The organism is Micromonospora sp. CPCC 206060, from assembly GCF_036906895.1.
Taxonomy (GTDB): Bacteria; Actinomycetota; Actinomycetes; order Mycobacteriales; family Micromonosporaceae; genus Micromonospora.
The window spans coordinates 62333-88516 of record NZ_JBAKHU010000022.1 but is presented as its reverse complement, the minus strand read 5'-3'; the positions used below and the strand labels follow the sequence as shown (position 1 = coordinate 88516).

21 protein-coding genes and 2 tRNA genes are annotated in these 26184 nt (G+C 70.8%); 15 read left to right on the top strand and 8 right to left on the bottom strand.

Translation table 11 applies throughout. From position 1 onward, the window contains the following. Positions 1–10 precede the first annotated feature (10 nt). From V6U90_RS16345 to V6U90_RS16325, 5 genes are all read right to left on the bottom strand, one after another. Complete coding sequence (locus tag V6U90_RS16345; protein WP_334436684.1) at positions 11–2335, bottom strand: transglutaminaseTgpA domain-containing protein; 2325 nt, start codon at positions 2333–2335, stop codon at positions 11–13. Between the two features lie 53 nt (positions 2336–2388). Beyond that, entirely contained in the window at positions 2389–3534 is a 1146-nt protein-coding gene (locus tag V6U90_RS16340; protein ID WP_334436656.1) for a DUF58 domain-containing protein, read from the bottom strand. Between the two features lie 52 nt (positions 3535–3586). Further along, complete coding sequence (locus V6U90_RS16335; RefSeq protein ID WP_334436653.1) at positions 3587–4582, bottom strand: AAA family ATPase; 996 nt, start codon at positions 4580–4582, stop codon at positions 3587–3589. Between the two features lie 83 nt (positions 4583–4665). After that, positions 4666–7317 (bottom strand): fibronectin type III domain-containing protein, encoded by a 2652-nt coding sequence (locus V6U90_RS16330; RefSeq protein ID WP_442933597.1) that lies wholly within the window; start codon positions 7315–7317, stop codon positions 4666–4668. 165 nt (positions 7318–7482) lie between these two features. Next, the gene (locus V6U90_RS16325; RefSeq protein WP_334436651.1) at positions 7483–9075 is read right to left on the bottom strand and encodes a fibronectin type III domain-containing protein; all 1593 of its coding nucleotides are present in this window, start codon (positions 9073–9075) and stop codon (positions 7483–7485) included. A gap of 235 nt (positions 9076–9310) precedes the next feature. Between V6U90_RS16325 and V6U90_RS16320 the strand changes: the two genes are divergently transcribed. The 4 genes from V6U90_RS16320 to V6U90_RS16305 all read left to right on the top strand — a co-directional run bounded on the left by V6U90_RS16320 (position 9311) and on the right by V6U90_RS16305 (position 13719). Continuing rightward, positions 9311–9397, top strand: a tRNA-Leu gene (locus V6U90_RS16320). A gap of 253 nt (positions 9398–9650) precedes the next feature. Next, on the top strand, positions 9651–10880 hold the full coding sequence (locus V6U90_RS16315) for a tyrosine-type recombinase/integrase (RefSeq protein WP_334436649.1): 1230 nt from the start codon (positions 9651–9653) through the stop codon (positions 10878–10880). Between the two features lie 145 nt (positions 10881–11025). After that, positions 11026–11718 carry a hypothetical protein gene (locus V6U90_RS16310; RefSeq protein WP_334436646.1) on the top strand — a complete coding sequence of 231 codons (693 nt, stop codon included), beginning with the start codon at positions 11026–11028 and terminating at the stop codon, positions 11716–11718. Between the two features lie 102 nt (positions 11719–11820). Beyond that, complete coding sequence (locus V6U90_RS16305) at positions 11821–13719, top strand: DUF4209 domain-containing protein (RefSeq protein ID WP_334436644.1); 1899 nt, start codon at positions 11821–11823, stop codon at positions 13717–13719. 213 nt (positions 13720–13932) lie between these two features. On the opposite strand, the gene V6U90_RS16300 is transcribed toward V6U90_RS16305, so the two are convergent. Next, entirely contained in the window at positions 13933–14112 is a 180-nt protein-coding gene (locus V6U90_RS16300) for a helix-turn-helix domain-containing protein (RefSeq protein ID WP_334436642.1), read from the bottom strand. 161 nt (positions 14113–14273) lie between these two features. Between V6U90_RS16300 and V6U90_RS16295 the strand changes: the two genes are divergently transcribed. The 11 genes from V6U90_RS16295 (at position 14274) to V6U90_RS16245 (ending at position 23230) form a co-directional block, all read left to right on the top strand. After that, positions 14274–14345, top strand: a tRNA-Gly gene (locus V6U90_RS16295). A 25-nt stretch (positions 14346–14370) separates the two neighbouring features. Next, the gene (locus V6U90_RS16290; protein WP_334436640.1) at positions 14371–15723 is read left to right on the top strand and encodes a putative antirestriction adenine methyltransferase; all 1353 of its coding nucleotides are present in this window, start codon (positions 14371–14373) and stop codon (positions 15721–15723) included. Then, positions 15720–16643, top strand: coding sequence for a ParB/Srx family N-terminal domain-containing protein (locus V6U90_RS16285; protein ID WP_334436638.1), 924 nt, complete (start codon positions 15720–15722; stop codon positions 16641–16643). Before V6U90_RS16290 ends, V6U90_RS16285 begins: the two co-directional genes overlap by 4 nt. A 74-nt stretch (positions 16644–16717) precedes the next feature. Beyond that, entirely contained in the window at positions 16718–16993 is a 276-nt protein-coding gene (locus V6U90_RS16280; protein ID WP_334436636.1) for an Acb2/Tad1 domain-containing protein, read from the top strand. Positions 16994–17054: 61 nt separating this feature from the next. Continuing rightward, a complete protein-coding gene (locus tag V6U90_RS16275; protein WP_334436633.1) occupies positions 17055–17687 on the top strand; it encodes a hypothetical protein in 633 nt (210 codons plus the stop codon). A gap of 132 nt (positions 17688–17819) precedes the next feature. Then, positions 17820–18179 carry a hypothetical protein gene (locus V6U90_RS16270; protein WP_334436630.1) on the top strand — a complete coding sequence of 120 codons (360 nt, stop codon included), beginning with the start codon at positions 17820–17822 and terminating at the stop codon, positions 18177–18179. Between the two features lie 3 nt (positions 18180–18182). Next, positions 18183–19577 carry a terminase large subunit domain-containing protein gene (locus V6U90_RS16265; RefSeq protein ID WP_334436628.1) on the top strand — a complete coding sequence of 465 codons (1395 nt, stop codon included), beginning with the start codon at positions 18183–18185 and terminating at the stop codon, positions 19575–19577. 87 nt (positions 19578–19664) lie between these two features. Then, positions 19665–21251: a ParB/RepB/Spo0J family partition protein gene (locus V6U90_RS16260; protein ID WP_334436626.1), complete on the top strand. Its 1587-nt coding sequence runs from the start codon at positions 19665–19667 to the stop codon at positions 21249–21251. Continuing rightward, entirely contained in the window at positions 21248–22096 is an 849-nt protein-coding gene (locus tag V6U90_RS16255) for a phosphoadenosine phosphosulfate reductase domain-containing protein (protein WP_334436623.1), read from the top strand. Before V6U90_RS16260 ends, V6U90_RS16255 begins: the two co-directional genes overlap by 4 nt. 5 nt (positions 22097–22101) lie before the next feature. Further along, positions 22102–22770, top strand: a complete 669-nt coding sequence (locus tag V6U90_RS16250) for a hypothetical protein (protein ID WP_334436620.1) — start codon at positions 22102–22104, stop codon at positions 22768–22770. A gap of 13 nt (positions 22771–22783) precedes the next feature. Next, a complete protein-coding gene (locus V6U90_RS16245) occupies positions 22784–23230 on the top strand; it encodes a hypothetical protein (RefSeq protein ID WP_334436618.1) in 447 nt (148 codons plus the stop codon). A gap of 427 nt (positions 23231–23657) precedes the next feature. Here the strand turns inward: V6U90_RS16245 and V6U90_RS16240 are convergent, their stop codons facing one another. Together V6U90_RS16240 and V6U90_RS16235 are read right to left on the bottom strand one after the other, a co-directional pair. Next, a complete protein-coding gene (locus V6U90_RS16240; RefSeq protein WP_334436616.1) occupies positions 23658–25412 on the bottom strand; it encodes a hypothetical protein in 1755 nt (584 codons plus the stop codon). Positions 25413–25646: 234 nt separating this feature from the next. Continuing rightward, positions 25647–26078, bottom strand: a complete 432-nt coding sequence (locus tag V6U90_RS16235; RefSeq protein WP_334436615.1) for a hypothetical protein — start codon at positions 26076–26078, stop codon at positions 25647–25649. Between the last annotated feature and the right edge of the window lie 106 nt (positions 26079–26184).

Sequence of the window (26184 nt, the reverse complement as noted above, 5' to 3'; positions counted from 1 at the left end):
GCCCGCCCGGTCAGCGGGGCCAGCGCAGCGGACCGGGGTGCGCCGACCACCACATCCGCCGCCACCAGGGGCGGGTGGCGCGCAGCGCCGACACGTACGCCACGGCCAGGGCGGCTGCCTGCCGGGCCTGCTCGTCGGTGGTCTGCCCGGGGGCGAACGCGGCGGCGTTGACCAGTGCGGCCAGTTCCCCGACCGGTCCTTCCGGTCCCTCCGTTCCGTCCGGTGCCGGCTGGCGGGTCACCGTCCCGGCCGGCGTCGGCTGTCGGATCGCCGCCTCGCCCGGTGCCGCCTCCTGGGCCCACGCCGCGACCTCGGTGGCCGACAGGTACTGCGGGGTTGGTCGGCCGGCCAGCCGCAGGGCGTCGGTGACCTCCCGCCATGCCCCGGCGGCCCGCTCGGCCGGCCCGCCGACGGTCAGCCGGCGTCGCCGCTGCCGCCGCCGCAGTACCACCACCGTGGCCAGCAGCAGCGTGGCGACCAGCAGCAGTAGACCGGCGGCGCCGGCCACCAGCACCGGCAGCGGGGTACCGGCCGGCCGGGCGGGTGGCGCCGCCACCGGGGCGGCCGACGGGGTCGGTTCGACGGTCGGTGCCGGGGCCTCCGACGGCGGTGTCTCCTCCGGTTTCGGCCGGAAGTCCTCCTCGACCGGCCGGGGCTCGGTCCGTGGCTGCGGCAGCGGGTCGAACGCCACCCAGCCCAGGTCCTCGAAGAGCACCTCCGGCCAGGCGTACGCGTCGGCCGCCCGCACCGGCCCGTCGCCCGCCGGTGCGGAGAAGCCGACCACCACCCGGGTGGGTAGCCCGGTCAACCGGCCCAGCACCGCGAACGCGGCGGCGAACTGTTCCGAGGTGCCCCGCTGACCACCGCCGTTACGGGGACCGAAGAGGAAGAAGTTCAGGTTCGGGTACGCGTGCCCGCTCGGCGCGTCCGCGACCAGCCGGTAGTGCTCGGCGAGGAACTGCTCGATCGCGGCGGCCCGGGCGTACGGTGCGCCGTTGTCGGCGGCCAACTGCTCGGCGAGGCGGCGCAACGCGTCGGGTACCCCGTCGGCGACCTGAAGTACCCGGGCCACCTGCGGTCCGGCCGGTACGTTCGCGGTGGGTAGCAGGTTCCCGTCCTGGTGCTCACGGGCCGAGGTGACCGTGTACCGCAGCCCGGGGCGCAGTCCCTCCGGGTGGATCAGCGTGCCGGTGCCCGGGTCGTACGCCACCCGGGCACCGTCGACCTCCTGCGGGGTGGCCACGGCCGGAAGCAGCCGGCCACTGAGCCCGTCGACGGTGATTTCCTGCCGGACGGTGTCGACCCGGCTGGGCGCGATCGGTTCCACCGGCGGGAGTACCCGACCGGCGTTGCGGTAGGTGGCGCCGACCCGCCAGGTCACCCCGTCGTAGTCACTGAGCACCGCCAGCCGGATCCGGACCCCGTCCGCCAAGCCGGGCTGCGCGCCGTCCGGTGTCGCCGTGCCGTCCGGTGTCGCGGGGCCGTCCGGTGTTGCCGGGCTGTCCGGTGTCGCCGGACCGGCTGCCAGCGCCGGGCCGGCCACCCTGGTCCGGACTTCCAGCAGCTTCTGCTGTGGGTTCAACGCCCACCCCGAGATCCGGATCAGCGGGTTCTCGTCGAGGGTCTCCACCTGCGGCGGCTGCACGTAGCGGCGCGGGTCGACCGGGCGCTCGGTGATCCGGGCCGCCACCACCGGGCCGAGCAGCGCGGCGAGGACGATGACCGCGACCACCCCGGCGGCGGTGGTGGCGGCCATCCGGACCCGCATCGCGGTGCCGACCCCGGGGGCAGGGTCGGCGGCGACCGGAGCCCCGACGGCGGGCCCGGCGGGCAGGGCCAGACCGACCGCCGCGACAGCGGCGAACACCAGGGTCGGCCCGACCGCCGGGTCGGCGTTCGGCCCGACGACGTAGAGCACCCCGGCGTAGAACAGGGCCGGGGGCAGGTAACCGGCGAGCACCCGGCCGGCGCGTACCGCCACCTCCGCACCGGCCAGCCCGGCCAGCCAGGCGGCGACCAGCGGTACCAGCACGGTGTCCGGGGCCGCCTCGACCGGGATCATCGCGGTCAGCAACCGGGGGATGCCGTTGCGGGCCGCCTCCAGCGTCACCCCGGCCAGGTCGCCGGCCAGTCCCGCCTCCCGGGCGGCCAGCCGCATCGCCAGCGCGCCGTAACCGGTCAGGGCCGCCACGGACAGCGGCGCGACCAGCCAGGACGGCAGCCGGCGGGCGGCCACGCTGACCAGGACCGAGCCGACGGCGGCACCGACCACCAGCCGGGTCAGCAGCGGCCCGGCGTAGACCCGGCCGAGCACCACGCCGGCCAGGGAGAGCATCGCGACCAGCACGACCGGCAGCGCGACCGCGCGGACCACCGCCCGCAGGGCGTTCACCACGGGCGTACCCCGTCCCACTCGGCGGCGAACGCGGCACCGTCGGCGGCGTCGAGGACCACCATTCCGGTGGTACCCGCCGGGGTCGGTGCGTCCGCCCCGAAGACCGCGACCAGCACCGACGGGTACGCCCCGCGCAACGCCCCGAGTCGTCCCAGGTCACCCTGGGCACCCGGCCCGGTGAGGAAGACCAGGGTGTCCCCGAGCCGGTCCTGGCGCAGCCGGGTCGTGGCGGTACGCAGCGGATCGTCGAGGGCCCCGCCGTGCAGGTCGACGGCGGCGAGCCGGTCCAGCGGGCTGCCACCCGGGTCCTGGCCGGCGACCAGCAGCAGGGTGACCGGCAGATCGTCGCGCAGCGCGGCGACCAGTACCGACGCGGCGGCCTCACAGGCCGACTCGAAGGTGCCGGCGACCCCGTCGACCACCGAGGGGTGGGCGTGCACCCGGTTGTCCAGCAGCACCACGATCCGGGGCAGGCTGGTGTCGACGTGCTCCCGGACCATCAGCTCACCGACCCGGGCGCTGGTCCGCCAGTGCACCCGGCATAACTCGTCACCGACCACGTACTCGCGCAGCGAGTCGAAGGTGATCGACCCGTGTGGCACCTTGTCCACCCGGCCGTCGAGGCTGCGCCCCGCGCCGGTCGGCACCGCGTGCAGCGGGTGTACCCGGGGATGCACCCAGACGTCGATGCTGTCGCCGTACCGGCGGGTCAGCGTGACCAGGCCGAGCGGATCACGGCGGGTCACCCGCAACGGCCCGACCGGCACCACACCCCGGCGGATGGTGGGCACCGGGTAGCTGACCCCGGTGTCCCGGCCGGGGCGCAGCCGCAGCACCGGTACCGGCACTCGGCGGGACCCGCAGCGGTCCTCGGCGAGCAGGTTGGCCGGGCGGAGCCGGCCCCGGTTCCGGATGGTCAGGTGCATGGTCGCCGGCTCACCCCGGCCCACCCGGTCCGGGTCGGCGTGCCGGTCCACCGCCAGCCGGGGCCGCCAGCCGGCCGTCACCAGGGCGTAGCCGAACGCGCCGGCGGCGGCGACGCCGAGCAGGGCCAGTTCGGGATAGGCGAAGCGGAAACCGGTACCGAGCAGCGCCACCGCGGCGGCGAGCAGCCCGTACCCACGGGCGGTGACGGTCATCGGGCGGCAGGTGAGGGCAGGTGGGGGCCGGTGGTCGTCATGGCGGCGGTGGTCAGGGGCGGGGTGGGGTGGACTGACCCGAGGGCAGCGGCACCGGCACCGAGGCGACCGCCTGGGCCAGCACGTCCAGGGCGGAGACCCCACGGACCTGGGCGTCGGGGGAGAGCAGGATCCGGTGTGCGAAGACCGGCTCCGCGAGGGCCTTCAGGTCCTCCGGCATGATCCAGCCCCGCCCGTCGATCAGCGCGTACGCGCACGCGGCGCGGGTGAGCGCGATGACCCCGCGCGGGCTCACCCCGACCCGCACCTGCGGATGGCTGCGGGTCGCGGCGGCCAGCCGGACGGCGTACGCGTACAGCGGCTCGGCGATGTGCACCCGCTGCGCCATCCGTACCATCTCGCCGACCGTGACCGTGTCGGTGACCGGCGGCAAGGCCTCCGGGGAGCGGACCGTCGCCCCGCGCAGCACCTCGATCTCCACCGCCTCGTCCGGGTACCCCACGGACAGCTTCACCAGAAACCGGTCGAGTTGCGCCTCCGGCAGCCGGTACGTGCCGTCCATCTCCACCGGGTTCTGGGTCGCCACCACCAGGAACGGCCGGGGCACCGGGTGGCGTACCCCGTCCACGGTGACCGTGCGTTCCTCCATCACCTCCAGCAGCGCCGACTGGGTCTTCGGCGACGCCCGGTTGATCTCGTCGGCGATGACGATGTTGGCGAACACCGGCCCGGGATGGAACTCGAACGCCCGGTTCGCCTGGTTGAAGATGGTCACCCCGGAGACGTCGGCGGGAAGCAGGTCCGGGGTGAACTGGATGCGCCGCCACTGCCCCTTGACGGTCGCCGCGATCGCCCGCGCCAGGGTCGTCTTGCCGACCCCCGGTACGTCCTCCAGCAGCACGTGCCCCTGGGCGAAGAGCGCGGTCAACGCCAACCGGACCACCTGCGGCTTGCCCAGCACCACCGAGTTGACGTTCTCGGCGAGCCGGGCGGCCAGCGCGGCGAAACCCTGCACCTCGGCCTGGCTGAGCGGCTCGTGGCTGTTCACAACGGGTGGTGCTCCTTGCCTACGGTGTCACGACGGTCCGGCGTTCCCGGGCGACCGTACCGGTCGCCCCAGGAACGGCCCGGTCAACAGTTGGGCAGGATGCCGATGTCGTCCCCGCCCTCCAGGTTGAGCCAGGCCCACGGGATGTAGTTCTGCCCCTTGTAGTCGACCCGGACCCACCAGGTGCTCTGCTTCTGGTTGTTGTAGATCCACGAGTCGACGCTCTCGCCCTGCCGCTTGCAGTACGCCTTCAGCCGGGTGCCCGGCTCCGCCCAACCGACCTGCCGGTTGTTGTCCTGCCGGGGCACCGAGAAGACCTCGTTGCCGTTCCGGCCGTCCACATCGGCGTTGCAGTACGTGCGCTGATCGCCGTCCGGGCCGTTGTTGCAGGTGGCGATCCCGTACAGCGCGGCGGTCGACTGGGCACGGGTCGCCGTGCCGTTGCCGGCCGCGTTCGTCGCGGTCACCGTGAAGGTGTACGCCGTGCCCGGGGTCAGACCCGGCACCCGGATGCTGGTGCAGGTACCCTTCGCCACCGGCTCACCGGGGGTGGCCGCCGTGCAGGTGACCTGCCCGCCACCGGCATCCACGGTGAACCGCAGCGTCACCGAGGTGGCGTCGGCCGTCGCCCCGGTCACCGTCACCCGGGGCGGGGCGACCGTACGGGCGGTGGCCGCCGCCTCCGGCCCCGGACCGGCCTCGTTGACCGCCTTCACCGTCACCCGGACGCTCTGCCCGTCACCCAGCCCACCGACCGTGGCCCGGGTGTCGGTCACCTCGCTCGTCCGGCCACCCGCGTTGACCAGGTACTTCGTCACCGGCCGGCCGTTGGCCACCGCCGGTGACCAGTCCAACGCGACGGTGCCCGGCCGGTCGGCGACCGTGCGCGCCCGCAGCTCGACCGGTGCGCCCGGCGCCGCGTACGGCACCACCGTGTTACTCACCGGCGACGCCTTCGACCCGGCACCCCGGGCGTTCACCGCCACCACCGTGAACGCGTACTGCGTGCCGTACTCCAACTCACCGGCCGGCACCACCAGCTCCGTCCCGGTCGACTCGCCCGCCGGGGCGTTCGCGCCGGCCGACACCGCGGTCACCACGTACCGGGCGATCTTCACGCCCTGCCCGTTCGCGGCCGGCCACCTCACCACCACCGTGCCGTCCGGCCGCTCCTGCGCGGTCACGCTGACCGGCGCGTCCGGCACCTCGGCGGTCGGCACCACCGGGTTGCTCAGCCGGGCCGGACCGGCACCCTTGGCGTTCACCGCGTGCACCGAGAACCGGTACGTCGCACCGTTGGTCAGCCCGGTGATCTCCACCGAGCGCTGGTTGGCGCCCACCTCCACGGTCCGGCCGGCGCCCTCCACCACGTACCTCGTGACGGCCGCACCGTTTGCCGGGGCCGGCCGCCAGCTCACCCGCGCCTGCGCGTCACCGGCCGCCGCGATCACCTGCCGGGGCGCACCCGGCTTGCCCACCTGCGGCTTGCGCGGCGGAGGCGGCGGCGGGGGAGCCGGCGGCGGATCCCCGCCCAGCACATCGTTGGCGTACTTGTCGACCACCCGCACCGTGTGCTTCTCGTCGACCACCCGGGCGGTGGCGGAGTTCGGCGCGTTGATGAACAGCCGGTTCTCCCGCACCTCCAGCTCCAGCGGGCCGCGTACCCCGTCCGGGGCGATCGTGTCGACCAGCTTCCCGTCGGCGTCGAAGGCGTACACCGCGCCGGTGGCGTCGTCGGCGCAGTAGAACCGCCCCTGCCAGGCCACCGCCGCACCGAGCTGGTTACCGGTGCCCGGCACCACGAACTGTCGTACCGCGCCGTCCGGACCGATCACGTGTACCGCGCGGGCGTCCGGCACGGTCACCGGCACCTGCGCGCCGTCGGTACGGGCCGGCAGCGTCCCCGGCCCGGCCATGGTCAACTTCACGGTGCGCTGCTCCTCGCCGCGCACCGTGGTCAACGCGCTGGTGGTCCGGTCCAGCACCGCCACCCCGTCGTCCAGGGTGGAGATGACCAGCTCATGGCTGGGATCGGCGACGGTGACCGTGCGTACCCGCGCCGGGCTGACCCCACCACCCGCGCCGGCTGCCGTCGCCGCCGCCGAGGGCAGCTTCCCGGCGGTGATCGCGGTGACCGTGCCCTCGCTCGGCACCGCGATCCACAACCGACCCTTACCGTCGAACGAGCCGCCGGTGATCCCCGGCGGGAAACGCACCGGCTCACCCACCGGCACCAGCGAACGTGGATCGAGTTGCCGGACGATGCCCTGCACCGCGTCGATGACGAACGCCGCGTCATCGTGCAACGCGACGTTGACGCCGAGGCCGGGCGTGGTCCGGGTGGTCGCGGTGACCTGGAGGGTAGCCAGGTCCAGCGAGCTGACCTGACCGGTGTTCAGGTCCCGCAGTACCAGCATCCGGTCGGTCTGCACCACCTGCATCGGGTGGCTGCGGGCCTGCGGCACCTCGACCCGGGTGTCCACCCGCGCGGTGATCCCGTTGACCCGGGCCAGTTCACTGCGGGCGGTGCTCCACAACCAGGAACTCGCGTCGTACCCGGCGACCGCATTGTCCGCCGCACCCAGCCCGAGGACGGTCAGACCCATCGCGGCGAGCAGCGCCGAGACCGTACCGATGGTGACGACCCCGCCGCGCAGCAACCGCGACCGGCGCCGGGGCCCGTCCGGCACTCCGCCGTCATCGTCCTTCGTGGTGCCGTTGTCTGTGGTGACCACAGCCGGCCGCCTCCCCATGCTGTTACCGCTGGTCCGGCGCCGTCGACGCCGCCCCGCCCCCCAGGTCGGCTGCCATCCTATGACCTGGTCGAGTCGGCAGGGAACCCGCACGGTCCGGCTTCGGACACCCAGAGTGGGCATCATGGAGGCTGCCGACGGTGCTGGTCAGCGCGGTGCGGCCGACGTGCCCCGGTTGGTGCAGACCTGGCCGGACGTGGCGTACGTGTTGGTGGAGTAGACCGCCAGGATCGTGAAACAGTAGTCGACCCGGGGATTGAGCCCGTTGATCGTGTAACTGGTCTGCCCCGGGTCGATGGTCGCCATCGCCCCGAGCTTCTGGCCGCTGCGCCCGCCGGCCACCACGAACGGCACCGCACCGCCGGAGGGATCCCGCCAGGTGATCGTGATGGTCGAATCGTCGTCGCGCAGCCGCAGATCGGTGGGGGGTGCACCACCGACCGTCGGGGCCGCGCTCGGCGGCGCGGCCGGGGGCGTGGTCGGGGGCCCCGCCGGCGGTGCCGGCTCCGACCGGTCCCCGAGCATGTTGACCACCACCAGCACCGCGCCGACCACCGCGAGGACCGCCACCAGGGCGGCCACGCCCGCGATGACCGTCGCCGTCCGGCCGCGCGAGCCACCGGCCTTCTGCGGGTACGCCCCGGACGGCGCGTACCCAGCCGGGTGGTGCGCTGGTTGGTGCAGCGGGTGCGGTGGCGCCGAGGTCTGGTGTCCCGGGTACGGCGGTGTCGAGGTCTGGTGTCCCGGGTGCGGCGGGGTGGAGGTCGGCCGGGCCACGTGCGGCGGTGCCGAGGTCGGATGTCCCGGGTGCGGTGGCGCCGAGGTGGGGTGCCCTGCGTGGGGTGGCGCCGAGGTGGGGTGCCCGGTGTGCGGCGGTGCCGAGGCGGGGCGGGCCGAATGCGGCGGCGCCGGGATGTGGTGCGTCGGGGCCTGCCTGGGCGTCGCCGGTTGTGGGGCGGGTGCGGTGGCCGGCGGTGTGGGTGCCGCCGGCCGCGTGCCGGTGGTCACCGGCCGGCTGAGCGGCGGCAGTTGCACCGTCGCCTCGCTGAACGCCCCGGAGGCGCCGGCCGTCGGCTCGGTGCCAGGGGCAGTGGACGACGGTGTGGTTGGCTGCGCAGCATCCGGGACCGGCGCCGGCGCCGGCTTCGGCGGTACGGGCATCGGGGCCGGCTGCGGTGCTACCGGGGCTTGTCGAGGGCTCGGCGCGGGTGCCGGTGCGGGCGTCGGCGGTGGTGTGGGCTGGGCTGGCGGTGTTGGTGGGGTCGGTGCTGTTGCTGGCAGCGGTGGCGTTGACGGGGCCGGTAGGGCGGGAGCGGCGTCGCCCAGGTACTCCCGGGCAGCGGCCACCGCCCAGTGGTCCGGGCCGAGTACGGCGGGACCGGCGGTCGCCACCCGCAGGTAGTTCCGGCGCGCCTCGTGCCGATTGCCCAACTCCTGCGCCACCCCGCCGAGATCGGCGGAGAGGGTCAGGATCAACGGGTTGTCGTCACCGGTGCGACGCAGGGCGGCCTCCAGCGCGACCTCCAGTACCCGCCGGGCGCCGGCCGGATCGTCGGCCTCCCGGTGGAACCGGGCCAGCATCTGGGCGGTACCCAGCACCTCAGGATGATCAGCACCGAGGGCCGGCCGGGCATTCTCGAGGACATCCTCCAGGAGTCGGCAGGCACCGGTCAGATCACCAGCGGTACGTAACGCGAGCGCCCGGTGCTGCACCGGGGCGAGGGGAGAGGGCTGGGACACGACCGCCATGCTGCCCGCCGTCAGTGTCCGTGCGCCAGTCCACCGGCGCGTCGGTACGGTCGGGTTGCGTCAGCCCGACGGCGATGATCAAGGACCTGACGTGCTCAGACAGAGACGGCTGGTGGCGATGTGCATGATCCATCCGGGGCGTGTACAGTAATCCTCCGTGCGGCCCGCTGGACCGGCTGGCAGGCGATCGATCGCCTCATCCGGTCAGGTTGAGCTGCATGAGCAAGTCCGGGTGGCGGAATGGCAGACGCGCTAGCTTGAGGTGCTAGTGCCCGTATAGGGCGTGGGGGTTCAAGTCCCCCCTCGGACACCAACCAGAGTATGAGGAAGAACGGCCGCTGAGCTGGGCAAAACCAGCAAGGCGGCCTTCGTCGTTTCCGGGGCGCAGTTCGCGCCGGGAACGTCTCGGGAACATCGGTCCCGGGGAGATCGTCGACGGCGGGTCCGGGTCGCTCGTTGACCCCGGCCGACCTAGACGGTTACGGTCCCACCGTTGCGCATATAAGCGCGACCGGCGGCGGGCCCGGCAACGGCCACGGCCGCCTGTTCACGTGGAGGAACAGCGAGTGGCGACCATCGAGAAGAGGCCGTCCCAAGACGGCAAGGTGATCCGCTGGCGGGTGAAGTGGCGGACCGGCGGCAGCGGCAGGTGGGACGGGCGGCAGTTCGAGCGGAACGGCGACGCGAAGCGCTTCAAGGCCCTCGTCGAGGCCCACGGCCACGTCATGCCACCGCTGAAGGCGCTGGCCGAGCACGGCTTCGGCTACCTGGTGCCCGGCGACGTCACGCCGACGCTGCAGCCGGCCGATGAGAAGCTGACCTTCTGGGCCTACGCCGAGGAGTGGCTGGGCACGTTGGTGAAGCCGCACCCAGAGACGGTGCGCAAGTACCGGGAGCGCCTGGAGAAGCACGTCTACCCGCGGCTGGGCGACCGGCCGATCGCCGAGATCACCCGGCGGGAGATGCGCGAGTGGCAGCAGGGCCTCCGTGACGGCGGGCTGTCGGCGAAGACGATTGCCAACATCCGGGGCGAGACGGTGGTGCCGATCTTCAAGGCGGCGTGCCGACCAGGCGAGGACGGCGAGCCCGCCGTGCGGACGTCGAACCCGATGGACGGCCTGCCGCTACCCGAGGGCCCGCGCACCGAGCGGGACATCCTGGAGAGCCCGGACGAGGCCCGGCTGTTCCTGGAGGCGGCGTACCAGGTGGACCCGGAGGCGGCGGACCTGCTGCTGTGCAAGCTGTCGACGGGGCTGCGCTGGGGTGAGGTGTCGGCCCTGCCACCCCGGGCGGTCAACGTCGCCCGCAGCACGGTGTCCATCGTGCAGGTCCTGCGGAAGGTGAACCGGCGGTGGGTGGTTGAGCCCAAGCCGAAGACGAAGCAGGGCTACCGGGAGGTGCCGCTGACCGCCGCGGTGGCGCGGATGGTCGCCGAGCGGTGCGTGGCCGCCAGCCGCGAGCCGGGCCGGCAGTTCGTGTTCGTGGCGCCGCGCGGCAACCACTGGCGGTACGAGGACTTCTACACGGACCGGTGGGTGAAGATCCGCGACCTGGCCCGCGAGAATGGCCTGCCGCGCCGGATGACGATGCACGGGCTGCGGCACTCGCTGCTGACGCTGCTGGCCACGGAGGGCGTCGATCTGGCGGCGCTGCGGACGATGGCCGGGCACGCCAGCGTGACGACGACGATGAACGTCTACGTGCACGCGACCCGCCGGCACCATGAGCCGGTGCGCCAGATCGTCGGGGACTTTCTCGGCGTCGATGCGTTGACCGTGGGCTCACCGGTCGGGTAGCGAGGCCCACCCGACAGCGAGCGGGCGGCGGATCACCCGCCGTCCGCTCGGGCGCCATCGGCCAGCGTGCTGCAGTGGCATCGGGCAGGCAACCGTGCGCCCACCTTCCGGGCCAAGGTTGCGGCAGTGGGGCATCATGCCCAGCGTGGATCCGTACCCCGAGGACAGCGACCGAAGGCAAGGGCTCGCGAAGTCCGCCGAGATGGCCATCTCGTTCGTGCCCGTCGCGGGCAGCGCCCTCCAGGTCGCCTTCAACGAACTCGCTGGCCGGCGCCTTGCCGACCGGCGCGCCCGCTGGCTGAACGACCTTGCTGCGAAGGTGCACCAGCTCGAAGATCAGGTCGGTGACTTCGCGAAGCTCACCAGCGAGGACGCGTTCATGGACGCGCTGACCACCGCCGCGCAGATCGCCGACCGCACCTCACGAGCCGAGAAGCTCGAGGTGCTGCGCAATGCGGTCGTCAACTCCGCGATGCCCGACGCGCCGGACGTCGACACGCAGCAGCTTCTCTTCGACATGATCGACCGGTTTACCCCGACTCACATGCGAATGCTGCAGCTGCTCTCCGATCCGCCTGGCTGGTTCGACCGCTACGGCATTCCTCGGCCGAACATCTACATGGGCCCGAAGATCGGCATCATCGAGGCCGGCATGCCGGAGCTTGCCGGGCGTCGCGATCTGATCGACCGATACGCCGGTGCACTCACCACCACTGGCCTGATCAACCAGTCGCTCACCGGGATGATGACGGAGAACGGACTGTGGGCGCCGGCGACGACTCCGCTCGGTGTTGAGTTCCTGGCCTTCATCGCGGACCCCGAGAGCAAGGCCGACTAATCTTCGCGCCGCTGCGGGCCGGCCGTGGGTTCGTTACGCGAGGCCGCTGCTGCTGAAGGATCGTGTTCGGGCGCGCCGCGCCGGGCCCGTGCAGGCGAGAGCATGGAGGAGACGCAGGTGACGAGTATCGCCTCGGACGGAGGGGCGGCGGAGGAGTCGATCGACCCATCGTGGTGGGCCCCCGCGGTGGTAGATGGGAACGGCCTCTCACGCGGGAACGAATGCCCCGAGATGTTTTCGCACGACCTCGCCCGCCTGAGCGCTGAAGCTCGGGTAGATGCAGGAGAGGACAGCCTCAGGACGCGCGTGCTGGACGTGCTGGCGAAGGCGGCGTCCCCCATGCTGGTTCCCGACAACTGGACGGAGCCTTACACGCCCGCCATACAGATCGGGAATCGCCGATCATTCGTCCCGGAAGACTTCAGCGAGCCGGAGCTCGAGTTGCTGGCGCGCCTCGTGCCCCTCATCGAGGAGCCGACGCTGAGGGCCAGGGCCGCCGACATCGCATGGTCCTACGGCAACCGGCGCAACATGGACCTACTGTCGGCTGCGGTGGATGCGTACCGCTCGGTGCCGCTAGAGCGCGACGCCTGGCTTGAGGCGGGTCGTGACGGCTGGCGACGGGCGCTTGAGTTGTCGCTGCGCCGAGGCAAGGCCGGCCGCCAGACCGTCATGGAGATGACGACGGAGCTGGCCGAGTTTCTGCTTGCCAAGGATGGCTCTGCGGGTTTCATGCTGACCCAGATTTCGGACCTGCTGCGCATAGTCAGGTCCGTTGATCAGTCACCTCGGGAGCTGGCCGACCACTTCGTATCGCTTGCCGCTACCGTCGCCGGGAACCATCGGCTCAGGCGCGCGTACGAGCGCCACGCCTGTACCTGGTTCTCGCGGGCGGGCGAGACTGACCTCGCCAATGAGTGCATCGAGCGCGTCGCCCAGGCGTACATCGACGAGGCGGACGAGCGACTAGCGCAGGACAGGGGCGCGCTCGTTGCCGGCATGTTTATCGAGAAGGCCATCGCGACCATACGTGGTCTTCCGCGGAAGTACCGCTCCGCGCGCGGTCTCGACGGGCAACTCCAGGAGCTGCGGGACCGGCTCGCTGACATGCGAGAGCTCTCGCTAGAGGAGATGATGCTCATCCAGTCGGACCCAATCGACATCACTGCCTATGTTGAGGATGCGCGCAAGGTGGTGTCTGGGAAGGAGCGGCTCGAAGCACTCGTGAGTCTCGCAGGAATCGTGCCGCTGATCGACGCCACGAAGGAGATGGCCGACGAGCGAGAGCGCATGCAGGGGAGCGTGTCGGGTCTGTTCGGAAGCTCGACGTTCAGCACGGATGCACGCAAGGTTGCTGCTCGGGCGGGACTCGGTGTGGGCGAGCCGTCCGACGAGGCAGTCTTCGCCGAGGTGGTCCGGGCATTCAGGTGGAGGATCGACCTCCACGTCAAGGCACTCATCTACCCTGCCCTCGAGGTGCTGATGCTCGAACACCGCTTCGACACCGGATTCCTCACAGACATCTGCTACGAATCGCCGACCGTCCCCCCGGGGCACGCCGGCCTGTGGGCGCGTGGGCTGTGGCACGGGCTTTCCCGCGACTTCCCGTCGGCCATTTCGATGCTCGTACCCCAGGTCGAGCAGATGGTGCGCGTTCACCTGAAGGCCCACGGGATCTTCACACTCCTCGTGGACGAGAACGGCGTCGAGACGGAGAAAGGGCTCAACGCCCTGCTTGAGATGCCGGAGTCCCTGGAGCTGTTGGGACCTGATCTCACCCTAGAACTGCGTGCCCTGCTGTGCGAACAGCTCGGCCCAAACCTGCGTAACGACCTGGCGCACGGGTTGCTCAACGACCCCCAGTCGTGGAGTGCTGCAGCGGTCTACGCGTGGTGGTTGTGCCTGCGACTGGTGGTCCTGCCCTACTACCGCATGCTCATGGAGGCGCAGGCAGAGGCCGGTTCTGCGGGTGAGGCAACGGACGTGGAGCGATCGAGCTGAGGGCCACTGCGGGAGCGATCAGGTCAAGGTGCCGCACGGACCGCAGCAGCACCACCTAGCAGCGCGGGCGGCGTGCCAGGTGCAGTGCTGACCGCCCGCGCTGGGACCAATCCTCCTAGGATGCTCTAGAAGGTGTGCGAGGGGCCTCCGGGTGCCGGCATCGGGCCGGCGCTAGAACCGATATAGCGATCGCTGCTCCGGAGGCCCCCGCGATCAGCGCCGCGCCAACGCCGGGCACGCCTGGTAGGCGGCGGCCAGATCATCGTCCGTGAACCGGACGAGCCGGCCGAGCCGGTGGCAAGGCACGCGGCCCTTGGACACCCAGCGGCGCAGAGTGGTCTCCGCGATGCGGAGCTTCTCTGCGGCCTCCGAGTAGGTGTACTCGTTCCTCACGTCGGCCTCCTTCGTCTGGATGTGGGGCCACACTAGACCATTGTGGCCGCATAGGTCTACGGTGGGCCGCGCCGGGCCACGAGTGGTTAGATCGGCCGTGTTTGCCCTCGCAGCCCTGCAAGGTGTAGGGCTACTATCTAGCACTGCGTGTACGTCATGCTGCGCTGGAAGTGCTGTTGGTGGCACACCGCCGGTCCACGGCGGGGGACCAGGTTCGAGTCCTGGCCGGCGCTCGACGCCCGGCCACAGGAGAAGGTGGTGAGCGGCGTGTTCCACGGCAGCATCCCGGCCGACCTGCGCTCGATCATCTACGAGCACGCCGAGTCGTGGCCCGACACCGACCTGTACGTCGGTTGCAGCGGGAACTTCACGATCGAGCGGACGTTGCACTCTCGGCCCGGCGAGCGCCGGGCCATCCACAGCAACGACGTACAGGCGTACTCAAGCGCGCTCGGCTGGTGGCTCGCCGGCCGCGGCCTCGACTACCGGCTCAAGGACGAGCACCGCGACGAACTGGCCTGGCTGGAGCCCTACCTGGCCACCTCGACGGACATCCTCGCCACGCTGATGCTCGGCACCCGGTTCCTCCAGTACGTCGGCCGTAGCGGCGTCTACTACGAGCGAATGGTCCGGGCGACCGTTGGCCAGTTCCCGACGATGCACGCCAAGACGGTCGCCAAGCTGAACGCGCTCACCCTCCGGCTGGCCTCCTACTACTGCGGGGACGTCCGCGACTACCTCCAAGAACTGGTGCCGGCCGAAGCGCCGGTGGCGATGTTCCCGCCGTTCTACGCGGGCGACTACGAGCAGCAGTTCGCCGGCATCGACGAGTTCTTCGACTGGCCCGCGCCGACGTACGACACCCTCGACGAGGACGGGAAGGAGGAGATCATCGGGGCGGTCCTCGACCGCCCTCACTGGATCCTCGGCCTCCACATCGCCCGCGACGAGCTGCGCCCGTGGCTACGTGGTGTCGTGCAGACGTCGAACCGCGGCATGCCGATCTTCGTGTACGCCTCGTCGGGTAACCGGCGGGTGGTCGCGCCCGCCCAGCAGGTAGCGCCGATCCTCATGCCGAAGATCGGCCGCGACGAAGAGCTGGGCGACCGCATGGTCATCCACGTGCTCACCGGCGGGCAGTTCGCCGCCGTCCGGTCGCAGTTCATGTCCAAGACGATCCTGCCCGGGTCGCCGCTGCTCGCCTGCGGTGTCAGCGTCGACGGGCGTCTCATCGGCGCGTTCGCCTACCTGCCGCCGAAGTTCGACCCGGCCTGCGCGTACCTCATGAGCGACTTCCCGGTGTCGTGGACCCGATACCGCCGGCTGGCCAAGCTGATCGTCATGGCGGCCGCGAGCCGCGAGGCGCAACTGCTCCTACAGCGGTCCCTGTCGCGGCGGCTCACCTCCTGGTCGACGACGGCGTTCACCGACCGGCCGAACTCGGCCAAGTACGGCCGGGGCATCCCCGGCGTGAAGCTCCAGAAGCGGAGCGAGCCGGCCGCCGACCGCATCCACCGCTACCAGCTTCAGTACGGCGGTCCGCTGGGCGACTGGACGCTGGCCGAGGCGCTGGCCGAGTGGAAGCGCCGCCACGGGAAGGACAGCCGATGAGCGACGAGCACGACGACGGCCCGCTGAACCTGCGCCGCCAGGCGGTCGACCCCAACAGCCTGACGTTGCTGGAGGTCAACGCGCGGTACATGCGGAAGGAGACCTACGACCGCCTGGTGGCGAACGTGCGCCGCGACGGCGCGTTGACCAGCACGCCGCTGGTGTGGAACGACACGGCCGGCGGCCGGCTGGTGGTCCTCTCCGGCAACCACCGGATCATGGCCGCCCGTGAGGTCGGCCTGGAGGCCGTCGACATCATCGTGGTCGACCAGGACCTGTCGCGTTCCCGACAGGTCGCCCTCCAGCTGTCCCACAACGCCATCGAGGGCGAGGACGACCCCGCCACGTTGAAGCAGCTCTACGAGGAACTCGACGACGTCGACTGGCGGTCATACTCCGGCCTCGACGACAAGCAGCTCGACCTGCTCGCGCAGGTCGAGCTGGAGGGCCTGTCCGAGGCCAACCTCGACTTCGCCACGGTCCAGCTGGTGTTCCTGCCGCACGAGCTGGACGCCGCCCGCGCGTCCTTCGAGGAGGCCCGCAAGGTCGTCTCCGCCGACGCCCGCTGGCTCGCGGGCTACGGCGACTACGAAGCCACCCTCGACGCCCTCGCCACCGCCCACGGTGCCCACAACGTCGGCAACGTCGCCACGGCGCTCGGGCTCATCCTCGCTGTGTTCGAGCGGCACCTTGGGGAGCTGCGCGACGGCGTCTGGTACGACCCGGAAGCCGGCGAGCCCATCGGCAACGCACACCGCCTCGTCCCCATCGAGACGGTCATCGAGACCCGCTCGATGCCCGCGGACGCGGCGGCCGTGCTCGCCCGCGCCGTCGACCAGCTCGTCCGCAAGGGCGAGGTGCCCGCCGACCAGCGCTGGCGGGCCCTGGAACTCCTGGCCGCCGACTACCTCGCGGGCTGACCACCCCACCCGGCCGAGCCGGACCGGCACCCACCGGCCCGGTCGACGATCGCGCCAACCAACAGGAGGAGAGCATGACCGATAACGACCCGTACGCCGGCCTCGATGAGCGTCAGGTCGCCGAACTCGACCGCCGCTGCGACCACCACCCGCCCCAGACCCTGGCGCAGGTCGAGCAGCACCAGCAGTGGCGGTCGACGATCAAGGCGGCCATGGCCGAGGCGATGCGCAGCCTCCCGCCCGGCCGGGAGACGTCCCTCGTCCTCACCGCGCTCGACGACGCCCTGATGTATGGCAACGCGGCGATCGCCCGACCACCCATGAACGGCGGACGCAAGAGCGTGCGCTGAGCCGGGGCGTGACCCGGCCTCGCCTGGGCCGGGCCACCCGTACCAGTACGAGGAGGTGACCTTGAGCGAGCTGGATGTCCTGCCCTGGGACCGGCAATACCGCGAGCCCGAACGCGCGTACAGCTACTTCGCCCTGTACCGCGACCTCGGCCGTACCCGGACCGTCGCCAAGGTCGCCACCGAGGTCAACAAGAGCCGGGATTACCTCCACAAGCTCGCCACGCGGTGGAGGTGGGTCCAGCGGGCACAGACGTTCGACCGGGAACAGGATCGGCTGTACGCCGAAGGTCTGGCCGAACGCCGCCGGGACATGGCCGACCGGCACGCCCGGATCGCCTCCGCGCTGCAAGCGAAGCTCGTCGCCCGGTTGCAGAGCCTCGACACGGCCAAGCTGAGTCCCGGCGACATCGCCCGCTGGCTGGAGGTGGCGACCCGGGTCGAGCGCCTGGCCCTGGGCCTGCCGGACTCGACGACGGCGCACACCGGCCCGGACGGCGGACCGATCCGCGCCGAGGTCGACCAGATGAGCGAGCAGCAGCGGGCGGACTTCTTCCGGGCGCTGGTGGCGGAGGCCACCGCTCGCGCCGGCCAGGCCGTCGGCGGCAACGCCGACCGCGACGGCGGCCACGACGAGGACGACGAAGAAGACGACGGCGAGGAGGAAGCCGGTGAGCCGGCGTCGCCGCAGGAGTGACGGAGAGGTGTGGGTTGCGGTGGAGACGCGTGCGCCCCGGTGGGCGGTGTGGCTCGTGGCGGTCGGATCGGTGCTCGTCGGCCTGGCTGCGACCGCCATGGTGACAGTGCTGGTTGTGCGGTGAGCCGAGAGATGAGGTCCGTGCGTCTGCTCCTCGGCCACCGGGTTCCTCCGCCCGTCGAAGCGGTGGCGGTCGGGGTGGCCCGGGTGCCGGGTACACCGTGGGCCGACCTGAACCGGAAGCCGCAGGTTCGGCCCCGCCGGCTGACCCGGGTGCAGCGAAGGACTCTCGCCCGCCGCGCCTGGGCGTGGCGGCTGCTGCTGGGCGCCTGGTTCGCCCTGGTCGCGCTGGCGGTGTGGCTCGGCGTGCGGTGGCTGGGCCTGCCCGGGTTGGCGTGTCCGGTGCTGATGCTGTCCGTGCTGGTGGCCCTGGTCTGGTGCGCGCTCGTCGACCTGACCGAGCGGGAGCGCACGATGAGGGCGGGGAACTGAGCGATGCTGCTGGCGTACCCGGACCCAGCGCTCATGACGGACGCCGAGCTGGCCGCGTACCTGCGCGAGGTGTCCGAGGTGCAGGGGCTCGTCCGGTACGACTGGCCTCGGCACGCCCGGCCGGAGCAGCTGGAGCCCGACCGGGCGTACCGGATCTGGATGCTGCTCGCCGGCCGGGGCTTCGGCAAGACCCGGACCGGCGCGGAGACGGTACGGAAGTGGGCGGCGGCGAAGCCGGGTGGGCACTACGCGGTGATCGCCAAGACGCACCGCGAGGTGTACAACGTCTGCTTCACCGCCCGGCGGGCCGGACTGCTCGCCGTGGTGCCGCCGAAGGACGTGCGGGCGTTCAACAAGAGCGAGCCGTACCTGGAGCTGCGTAACGGGGCCATCATCCGAGGGTTCGGCGCGCAGGACCCGGACACCCTGCGGGGGTACGACTTCGACGGCGTCTGGTGTGACGAGTACGCCGCCTGGCCGGTCCAGACGGCGCAGGGTGTCTTCGACATGGCCTGGTTCTGCATGCGGGAGGCCGAGTCACCGCACATGGTCATCAGCACGACGCCGAAGCCGTTGCCGCACGTCAAGAAGCTGCTGGCGCGGGCGGCGAAGCAGAAGCGGAAGCGCCGGCCCCGGGTGGTCGTCACCCGCGGCAAGACGTTGGACAACGCGGCGAACCTCAGCCCCGAGGCGCTGGAGGAACTGCTGGAGCAGTACGGCGGCACCCGGCTCGGTCGGCAGGAGTTGGACGCCGAGCTGCTGACCGACGTCGAGGGTGCCCTGTGGAAGTCGGCGTGGATCGAGGCGGGTCGGGTCGACCGGGACGACGTGCCGCCGATGGTCCGGACGGTCGTGTCGGTCGACCCCGCCGACACGGTGTCGGAGACGAGCGACGAGACGGGCATCGTCGCTGTCGGCCGGGGTGAGAACGGCGAGCACTACGTGCTGGCCGACCGGAGCATGAAGATCGCCGGCATGGCGGCGGCCCGCCGGATCTGGCAGTGCTACCTGGACGTCGACGCGGACATGGTCATCTACGAAGGGTCGTCGGCGTGGATGCGGGACATCCTCGTCGACGCGTGGGTGGCCATGCAGAAGGAGGGCCTGCTGCCCGGCGGCGATCCGCCGCTGGACGTCGTGCAGGCCCGGGTGAGCAAGCGGGTGCGTGCCGAGCCGGTGGCCGCCCGGTACGAGGTCGACCCGCCCCGGGTGCACCACGTCGGCGCGTTCCCGGCGTTGGAGGACCAGCTGACGACCTGGACGCCGGAGTCGGGAGACTCGCCGGACCGGCTGGACGCCCTGGTGCACGGGGTGACGTACCTGCGGTCGAAGGAGTCCCGGCGGGCAGTGGTGGCGTCGCCGTTGCGGCGCAAAGTCGCAGGTCACGGCGCTTCCTGATTAGACAGGGATGATCTTGATTGATACAATGATTATGTACGGCTCTGATCCGTACACATGTTCACGTGGAACAGGAAGGACCAAGAGGTGACCGCACCAACCAAGAGCAGGCGCCCCAAGACGAAGGCGCCGTACCTGGCCCAGCTCGACCCGCGAGAGCTGGTCGCGCACCCTAGCAACCTGCGGCGTGCCCTCGGCGACCTGACCGAGATGCGCGCCTCGATCGCCGCGTACGGCGTGTGGCAGGCCCTGACCGTCGTCCCCGAGGACGGCGGCCACCGCATCGTCGCCGGCCACCGGCGGGCCGCCGCTGCGGCCGAGGCATTGGAGGCCGGCGAGTGGCCGGACGGCATGGCGCATACCGTCCCGTGCCTCGTCCGCCCGGACATGGTGGGCCTGAGCCCTGAGCAGATCGTGGCCATGCTGGTCGAGAACGACCAGCGTGCCAACCTCACCGAGTCGGAGCGGGCCGCCGGGTACGCGCAGCTGGAGCTGTTCGGCCTGGACGTCACCGAGATTGCCCGGCGCACCGGCCGGAAGAAGGAGCACGTCCAGTCCGCGCTCAAGCTGACCAAGCTGGGTGACGCGGCCACCACGGCGGCCGACGAGGGAAAGCTGACCCTCGACGACATCGCCGAGCTGGCCGAGTTCGAGGACGACCCGAAGGCGATGGAGCGGATCCTCAAGGACGTCGGCAGCGGGTGGGGCATCAAGCACAAGGCCGGCGAGGAGCGCCGCAAGCGCAAGGTCAAGGAGGCCCTCACGAGCCTGACCGCCGAGCTGGAGGCGGCCGGCGTGAAGATCGTGAAGAAGCCGAAGGAGTGGCCGTACAACTGCGCGATGGCGCGCGTCGACCAGCTGGAGACGGCCGACGGCAAGGAGATCGACCCGGAGGCGGTCAAGGCGCTCGACGGGTACGGCGCACTGATCGAGGAGCGGTACGAAGGGGCCGAGGCGATCGTCGTCTGCCTCGACCCGGAGGCCCACGGCTACCGGCGAACCGGGCACAGCTATTACAAGAGCCCGGCCGAGGTCGCCGCGAAGGAGGCAGCCAAGAAGGCCCAGGAGGAGCTGCGGGCCCGGCTCCAGGAGGCCGGGGCCGTGCGGCGGAAGTTCCTCATCGAGAAGTACGGCAGTGCGAAGGGCGCGAAGGGCCTGCTGATCGAGGCGATGCGGTTCGCCGTGGTGTGGCCGGACTTCCTCCACCACGCCCTCGACCGGGAGCTCATCAAGGAGCTGTGCGGCGGTGACCTGACCGAGGGCGTGACCGCCGGCCAGGACCGGCTGAACCGACTGCTGGTGGCTCGGCTGATCGGGGCCCAGGAGGAGAACGCCTCGCGGGTCGCCGAGGGTCGGTGGTCGGCGCACGAGGACCTGGTCGTGCTGTGGCTGAACCGGCTGGAGGAGGACGGCTACGAGCTGTCCCAGGCCGAGGCGACGATGCGCGCCCAGCTCATCGCCAGGGAGGAGGAGCGGAAGCGCGCCGAGGCCGAGGAGGAGGCGGAGGCCCTGGCGTACGAGGCCGAGCTGGCAGCCGAGGAAGCCGTAGACGAGGAGGACGACGGCGAGCCGGCGGTCGTTGACGTGCACCTGCCGAAGGGCGACGTCGAACCGGGCGGCACCGAGCCCGACCCGTGTGCGGAGGTCGACCTGGACGAGGAGTCGCAGGCGTGACCAACCTCGTCCCCGCCCGGGTCGCCTACGCGACCGGGCCCCGGGACGAGCGGGCGGCGGCCACTGAGGTGGCCGCCGCCCGGCGGACCCGGGACGTACCCGACCTGGCGACCTTCGATGTCATCCTGGTCAACTCCAGCGGGGGCAAGGATTCCCAAGCGATGCTGGATGTCGTGGCGGTGGCCGCCTCCGCAGCCAGGGTGCTTCACCGGGTGGTGGTGCAGCACAACGACCTGCGTCGCGTCGAATGGCCCGGCACGCGCGACCTCGCCCGACGGCAGGCAGAGCACTACGGACTGCGGTTCGAGGTGCGCCGCAGGAGCGGGCCAGACCTGTTGGAAGACATCCGCCAGCGGGGCAAGTTCCCCGACGCGGCGCGACGCTGGTGCACCAGCGACCACAAGCGAGGGCCGGGCCGGACGCTCATCACGGCGCTGGTGCACGAGCTCAGGCTTGACCGGCCGGCGCGGGTTCTGCAGTGCTTCGGGTTCCGGGCCGAGGAGTCGCCCGGCCGAGCCGGCAGGGCAGAGCTCTCGTACGACCAGGGCGCGTCAACGCAGACGACCCGCCACGTCTGGACGTGGCTGCCCATCCACAGTTGGACCGTCGACGAGGTGTGGGCGCGCATTCATGCGACGGGCGTGCCGTACCACCCGGCGTACGACCTGGGCATGTCGCGGTTGTCGTGCTCGTTCTGCGTCTTGGCGTCGAAGCGGGACCTGCTGACCGCGTGCCGCGCCCGGCCCGATCTGGCCTACGAGTACGCCGCAGTGGAGGCGGAGATCGGGCACAGCTTCCGTAAGGACCTGCGCATGGCGCAGCTGATCGAAGAGGCAGGAATGTGAGCCTGGTGGACGAGGAGCCGCTGCGCGGCACCTGCCCGGCCTGCGAGGTAGCGATCGGCGAGACTCACGCCGACGACTGCGACGTGGCCGAGTGCCTGGCCACCGGCCGCAAGCGTCTGTGGTGCCGGGCGCAGCGCGACTCGGCCGGGCACGACTGCGGCCGGGCCGACTGGACCGGCCGGTGGCCAGGCCACGCGGAAGCCCGCGAGTTCGGCTGGCACGTCCGGTGGGACGCCGACGCCCAGCGGTGGGGGTGGTGCTCACCGGACGTGGAGGGCTCGGGCCCGAACCTGAGCCGGCTGTACGAGCACGCACGGTGGGACCCGGACGCGCGCCGCTGGCGTCGGTGCCGCGCCGTGGTGTTCAGCAGGGCCATTCGGGGCGGCCAGGCCTCTATCGAGGAGCTGACCGAGATGGCGCACCGATGGATCACCGAACAGGGCTACGAGCTGGTCGGCGAGCACCTGGGTGCCCGCGGCTGGCGGGAGGCCGTCAACGACATCGCCACCGGCCGGGCAGACGTGGTGGCGGTCCCCTCGGTTGAACAGTTGGGGCTGGCGGCCAGGCAGGTGTTCGAGCGGATCGCGGCGGTGCGCGCGGCCGGGGGCCAGGTCGTCGGCCCCCGCGTGCGCGTCGAGGCGGACGTCGTCACGTCGCTGATCGCCGGAGAGTAAGGGAGGCTCGCACGTGGAGAACGGGAGACGTGACGCGTTCGACCTGGCGCGGGAGGTGCTGCTCGCCCGCTACGGCACCCTCGACTCGGATCGGCTACGGGCTGCGGGCGCGGATGAGGTCGAGATCGGCGCGGCGGCGAGGATCGTCGAGCGGGACGGCAAGGGCCTGACGCGGGAGGAGCGGTTCATCCTGGCGTGTCCGCCAACGAACATCAACGAGTTGATGGCGGGCCAGGGACTGCCGCGGTACGTGCCGACGGTCGACCACACGCTGAGGCAGTGCGAGGACTGCCGGCAGGACATGTGGATCGGCCCGAAGCAGCGGGAGGCGGCGAGTCGAGCACCGGACGCGACGCTGGCGCTGTGTATGACGTGCGCCGTGGTGGAGTCGCAGAAGCGTGGCGGCGCGATCGTCCAGAACCTCGGCGGCGGTGACGGCCGACCTCGGCTGCCGCGCTAGTCCGTGAGGCGGACTAGCGAGGCGAGGCTAGTCCGCATGGCGGACCAACCCTGGGGCGGGTCACGGGGACGTGGCCCGCCCTCCCTGTGTCGCAGTTCCCACCGATCGGCGGATGCCTTTCGATGAACATGGTTGTCGCGAGGGGCAGGCGGTTTCCTGCGATGATTCTCTGCGACTCGGCAGCCGTCCAAGACTGCTGAAGGTGACGTACCGGGGTCGCTGGCGCGGGTAGCCTGCGACGATGGGCACACCATCCGGCGATTGCACGGCGACGCTTCCACGCAAGCGCATGGGCGCGGCAGTTCTGTTCACCGACGCTGCCGGTCGGGCGTTGCTGGTCGAGCCCGTCTACAAGGACTACTGGGAGATCGTCGGCGGGTGCGTCGACGGGAACGAGTCCCAGGCTGGGGCAGACAGCTGCACACATCTACTGGACGAGCCGTTTCCGGGGACCGTCGAGGCCCGGAAGCCCCCAGCCCGTGGTCTCGAGCGGCTCATCGTTCCGGCCAGCCCGTTGGCCAGGCATAAAGGCTCGGAAGGGCTCACCATCTGCCGGCCGAATCTTGATGGTCCTTCCTGATCCGCGACCCGCTTCAAGTTCCGCCAGCAGGCCCAACCGGTCGGCGATCTCGATCTGTGTATGGAAATATGTGGTAGCGCCTAGGTGTAGGCGCATGCCGAAAATCTCCATCCGGACATCGGCGTCGATCCGTATGGTCGAGGTCTCCCGGTTGAGTAGGCATCGAAGGGTATCGTCTACCGTTCCGTTCAGGGTTGCCGTGTAAGTGTCCATCCTGCGCATTACCACGCAATGCCCCTCGATGAGTAGCCGGGCAATTCTGAGGTCAATGCGATCTGCGGCGGAGATCCTGTCTGGGATAGGGAAGTATGCTCGGCAGTGGCGCTGGACGATGTCCAGGTCATCTGCCAGCATCTCGGTGATTCGAAGCAAGCGGCGTTCCTCGTCGTCTACCGCGAGTGGGGCGTCGCGGTTGAAGGTGCCGAGACGTTGTCCGTCGAGCTCAAACTCGATCGAGGCGCAGTCCTGCAGACTGCGGTACAGCGCGATCGTCTGCAGGATCGTGGCGGGCATGGCACCGGTAAACCTGAAGCTTCCATCCATATAGCTCTGGTGGTCGTTGCCGATGAGCATTTGGATGGTGGCGGTGTCTTCGAACTTCAACGTCAGCGAGTTGCCGAGATGGCCCCTCCCGACCCGCCTCACAGTGCCCTGAAACGAGGCGGTTGGCTGGCCATCGCTAGCATGCGCAGTCAGTCGTGTTGTCACTTCGTGGTCCGTCGGCAGCTCAGCCGGAACCGCATTAATCTCCAGGTGACCACTGGGCGCAGGCAGCCAAGGCGGCCCGGCGTAGGTGAGGTTGCGCGTAACCTCAGGCGGAAGAGTCAGTCGCTCGGCGCTGCCGAACCCGATAACTCGTCGCAAGACCGGTCGCAGGTCGGCGTGCTCGGGCCCAAGTGCATCGTCACTGACTGTCAAGGTCATCGGCGAGACGGTATGTGCATGCGGGTGCTTCGCCTGGATCCGGTGCACAACCTCGTCGCCGTCCACCACCGTCCTGACAGCCCAGTGCGGGTCCAGTGTGTCGGCGACGCGCGCAAGCGCTCGGGTTCGTGCGGTCAGATCGGCTAGTCCGCCCGCGAGGATCGCCTGTTCCTGCTGGAAAACTTTGGCAGCCTCTCGAAGCTGATCCCTGTTGAAGTAGTCCACAAGGTCGGCATGCCTGGCGAACCAGTTGTCGAGATCGGCCCTCCCCAGAATTCGAACCTTGAGATCCGGATGGTCCACGCCGAGCTCGTGGACGAATCGTTCCTCTCCGGGAGTCGGATTCGTTGGAATCACCAAGATCCACTCGTGGGGTTGATGTGCCATGGCTTCGCGAAACGAGTTGACGATCTGCCTGCGCTGCGTTCGGCGTTCGGTTCCGAAGCCGTCTCGGAAGTACTTCAACTGAAAGATGCGGAGACGTTGCCCCTGTTGGACGACGACGTCACGGCCGCCGTCGCCACCCCGGCCGTCGTAAACCCGCACTTCGTCGTCTGGGCCGCTGTACAGCCGACAGAGCAGAGCCTCGACCCGCAGATCGAACTCCGGCTGACTTAGGTGGTCCCAGTTGATGGAATTGGCGTCTCCCAATCGCCTCCCCGCCTTCTTCTCACGCACCAATTGGGGTCAACGGCGCTGATCGTTGCGGATCCCACCAGTACAGCTAACCTCCAGTGGCCTAATGCCTACCAGGTGACCGGCACTCTCGTCCAACACGCCCTGATCAGGTGCACTGTCATCGGCATGAGTGGAAGCCACTAGGAACACCCCGTCCGTCACCCAACGTGACCATTGAGTCGTTCGCATCCCGACGTCGTCGGGCTCACCCTCGCTCTCGGACGCTGATCATCGCTATGTACGTCCAGGCGTACCTGGCTCTGCACTGCTGTCTGTATGCCGACACGGCGAGGTTCGCGACGGCCCGTATGGCGGTGTCGACGCCGGCGGCCTTGCCGACCCTGCGGCGAAGTCGGCGTGCGGGTGCGCGTCGGCGGCCAGGCGGCTGGTGGTGAGCGCGGCCAGCAGCGCGGCGGTTGTCTCGGCGTGGGTGCGGCCGAGGACCACCAGGGCGCTGTCCCACACCCGGGGCAGCAGACTGACGCGGGTCTTGGCGGCCAGGGCTTCGGCGACCAGGGTGTGCACCCCGGCGGCGGTGCCCAACGCCGTCGTGGTGATCAGCGGCCGGGACCGGGCGAAGTGCCGCCGGAACACCGCGAGGCCGTCATCGGTACGACCGACCACGTCGGTTGCTGGGTTGACGGGCAACTCGTGCAGGTGCAGCATGCCCCACGACCAGCCGCCCAGGGATAACCTCCCGCTCCAGCCTCGGCTGATCGGCGTCGACGGTAGTCGCGCTGATCCGGCTGCCCGAGTCGCAGAAGAACCCCAC

What these genes read in the sequence shown, in the direction of transcription:
- V6U90_RS16345 (WP_334436684.1), bottom strand. Translation starts at nt 2,335, where the DNA reads ATGCTCTCCCTGGCCGGCGTGGTGCTCGGCCGGGTCTACGCCGGGCCG.
- V6U90_RS16340 (WP_334436656.1), bottom strand. Translation starts at nt 3,534, where the DNA reads ATGACCGTCACCGCCCGTGGGTACGGGCTGCTCGCCGCCGCGGTGGCG.
- V6U90_RS16305 (WP_334436644.1), top strand. Translation starts at nt 11,821, where the DNA reads ATGGAGGAGACGCAGGTGACGAGTATCGCCTCGGACGGAGGGGCGGCG.
- V6U90_RS16285 (WP_334436638.1), top strand. Translation starts at nt 15,720, where the DNA reads ATGAGCGACGAGCACGACGACGGCCCGCTGAACCTGCGCCGCCAGGCG.
- V6U90_RS16280 (WP_334436636.1), top strand. Translation starts at nt 16,718, where the DNA reads ATGACCGATAACGACCCGTACGCCGGCCTCGATGAGCGTCAGGTCGCC.
- V6U90_RS16270 (WP_334436630.1), top strand. Translation starts at nt 17,820, where the DNA reads ATGAGGTCCGTGCGTCTGCTCCTCGGCCACCGGGTTCCTCCGCCCGTC.
- V6U90_RS16265 (WP_334436628.1), top strand. Translation starts at nt 18,183, where the DNA reads ATGCTGCTGGCGTACCCGGACCCAGCGCTCATGACGGACGCCGAGCTG.
- V6U90_RS16235 (WP_334436615.1), bottom strand. Translation starts at nt 26,078, where the DNA reads ATGCTGCACCTGCACGAGTTGCCCGTCAACCCAGCAACCGACGTGGTC.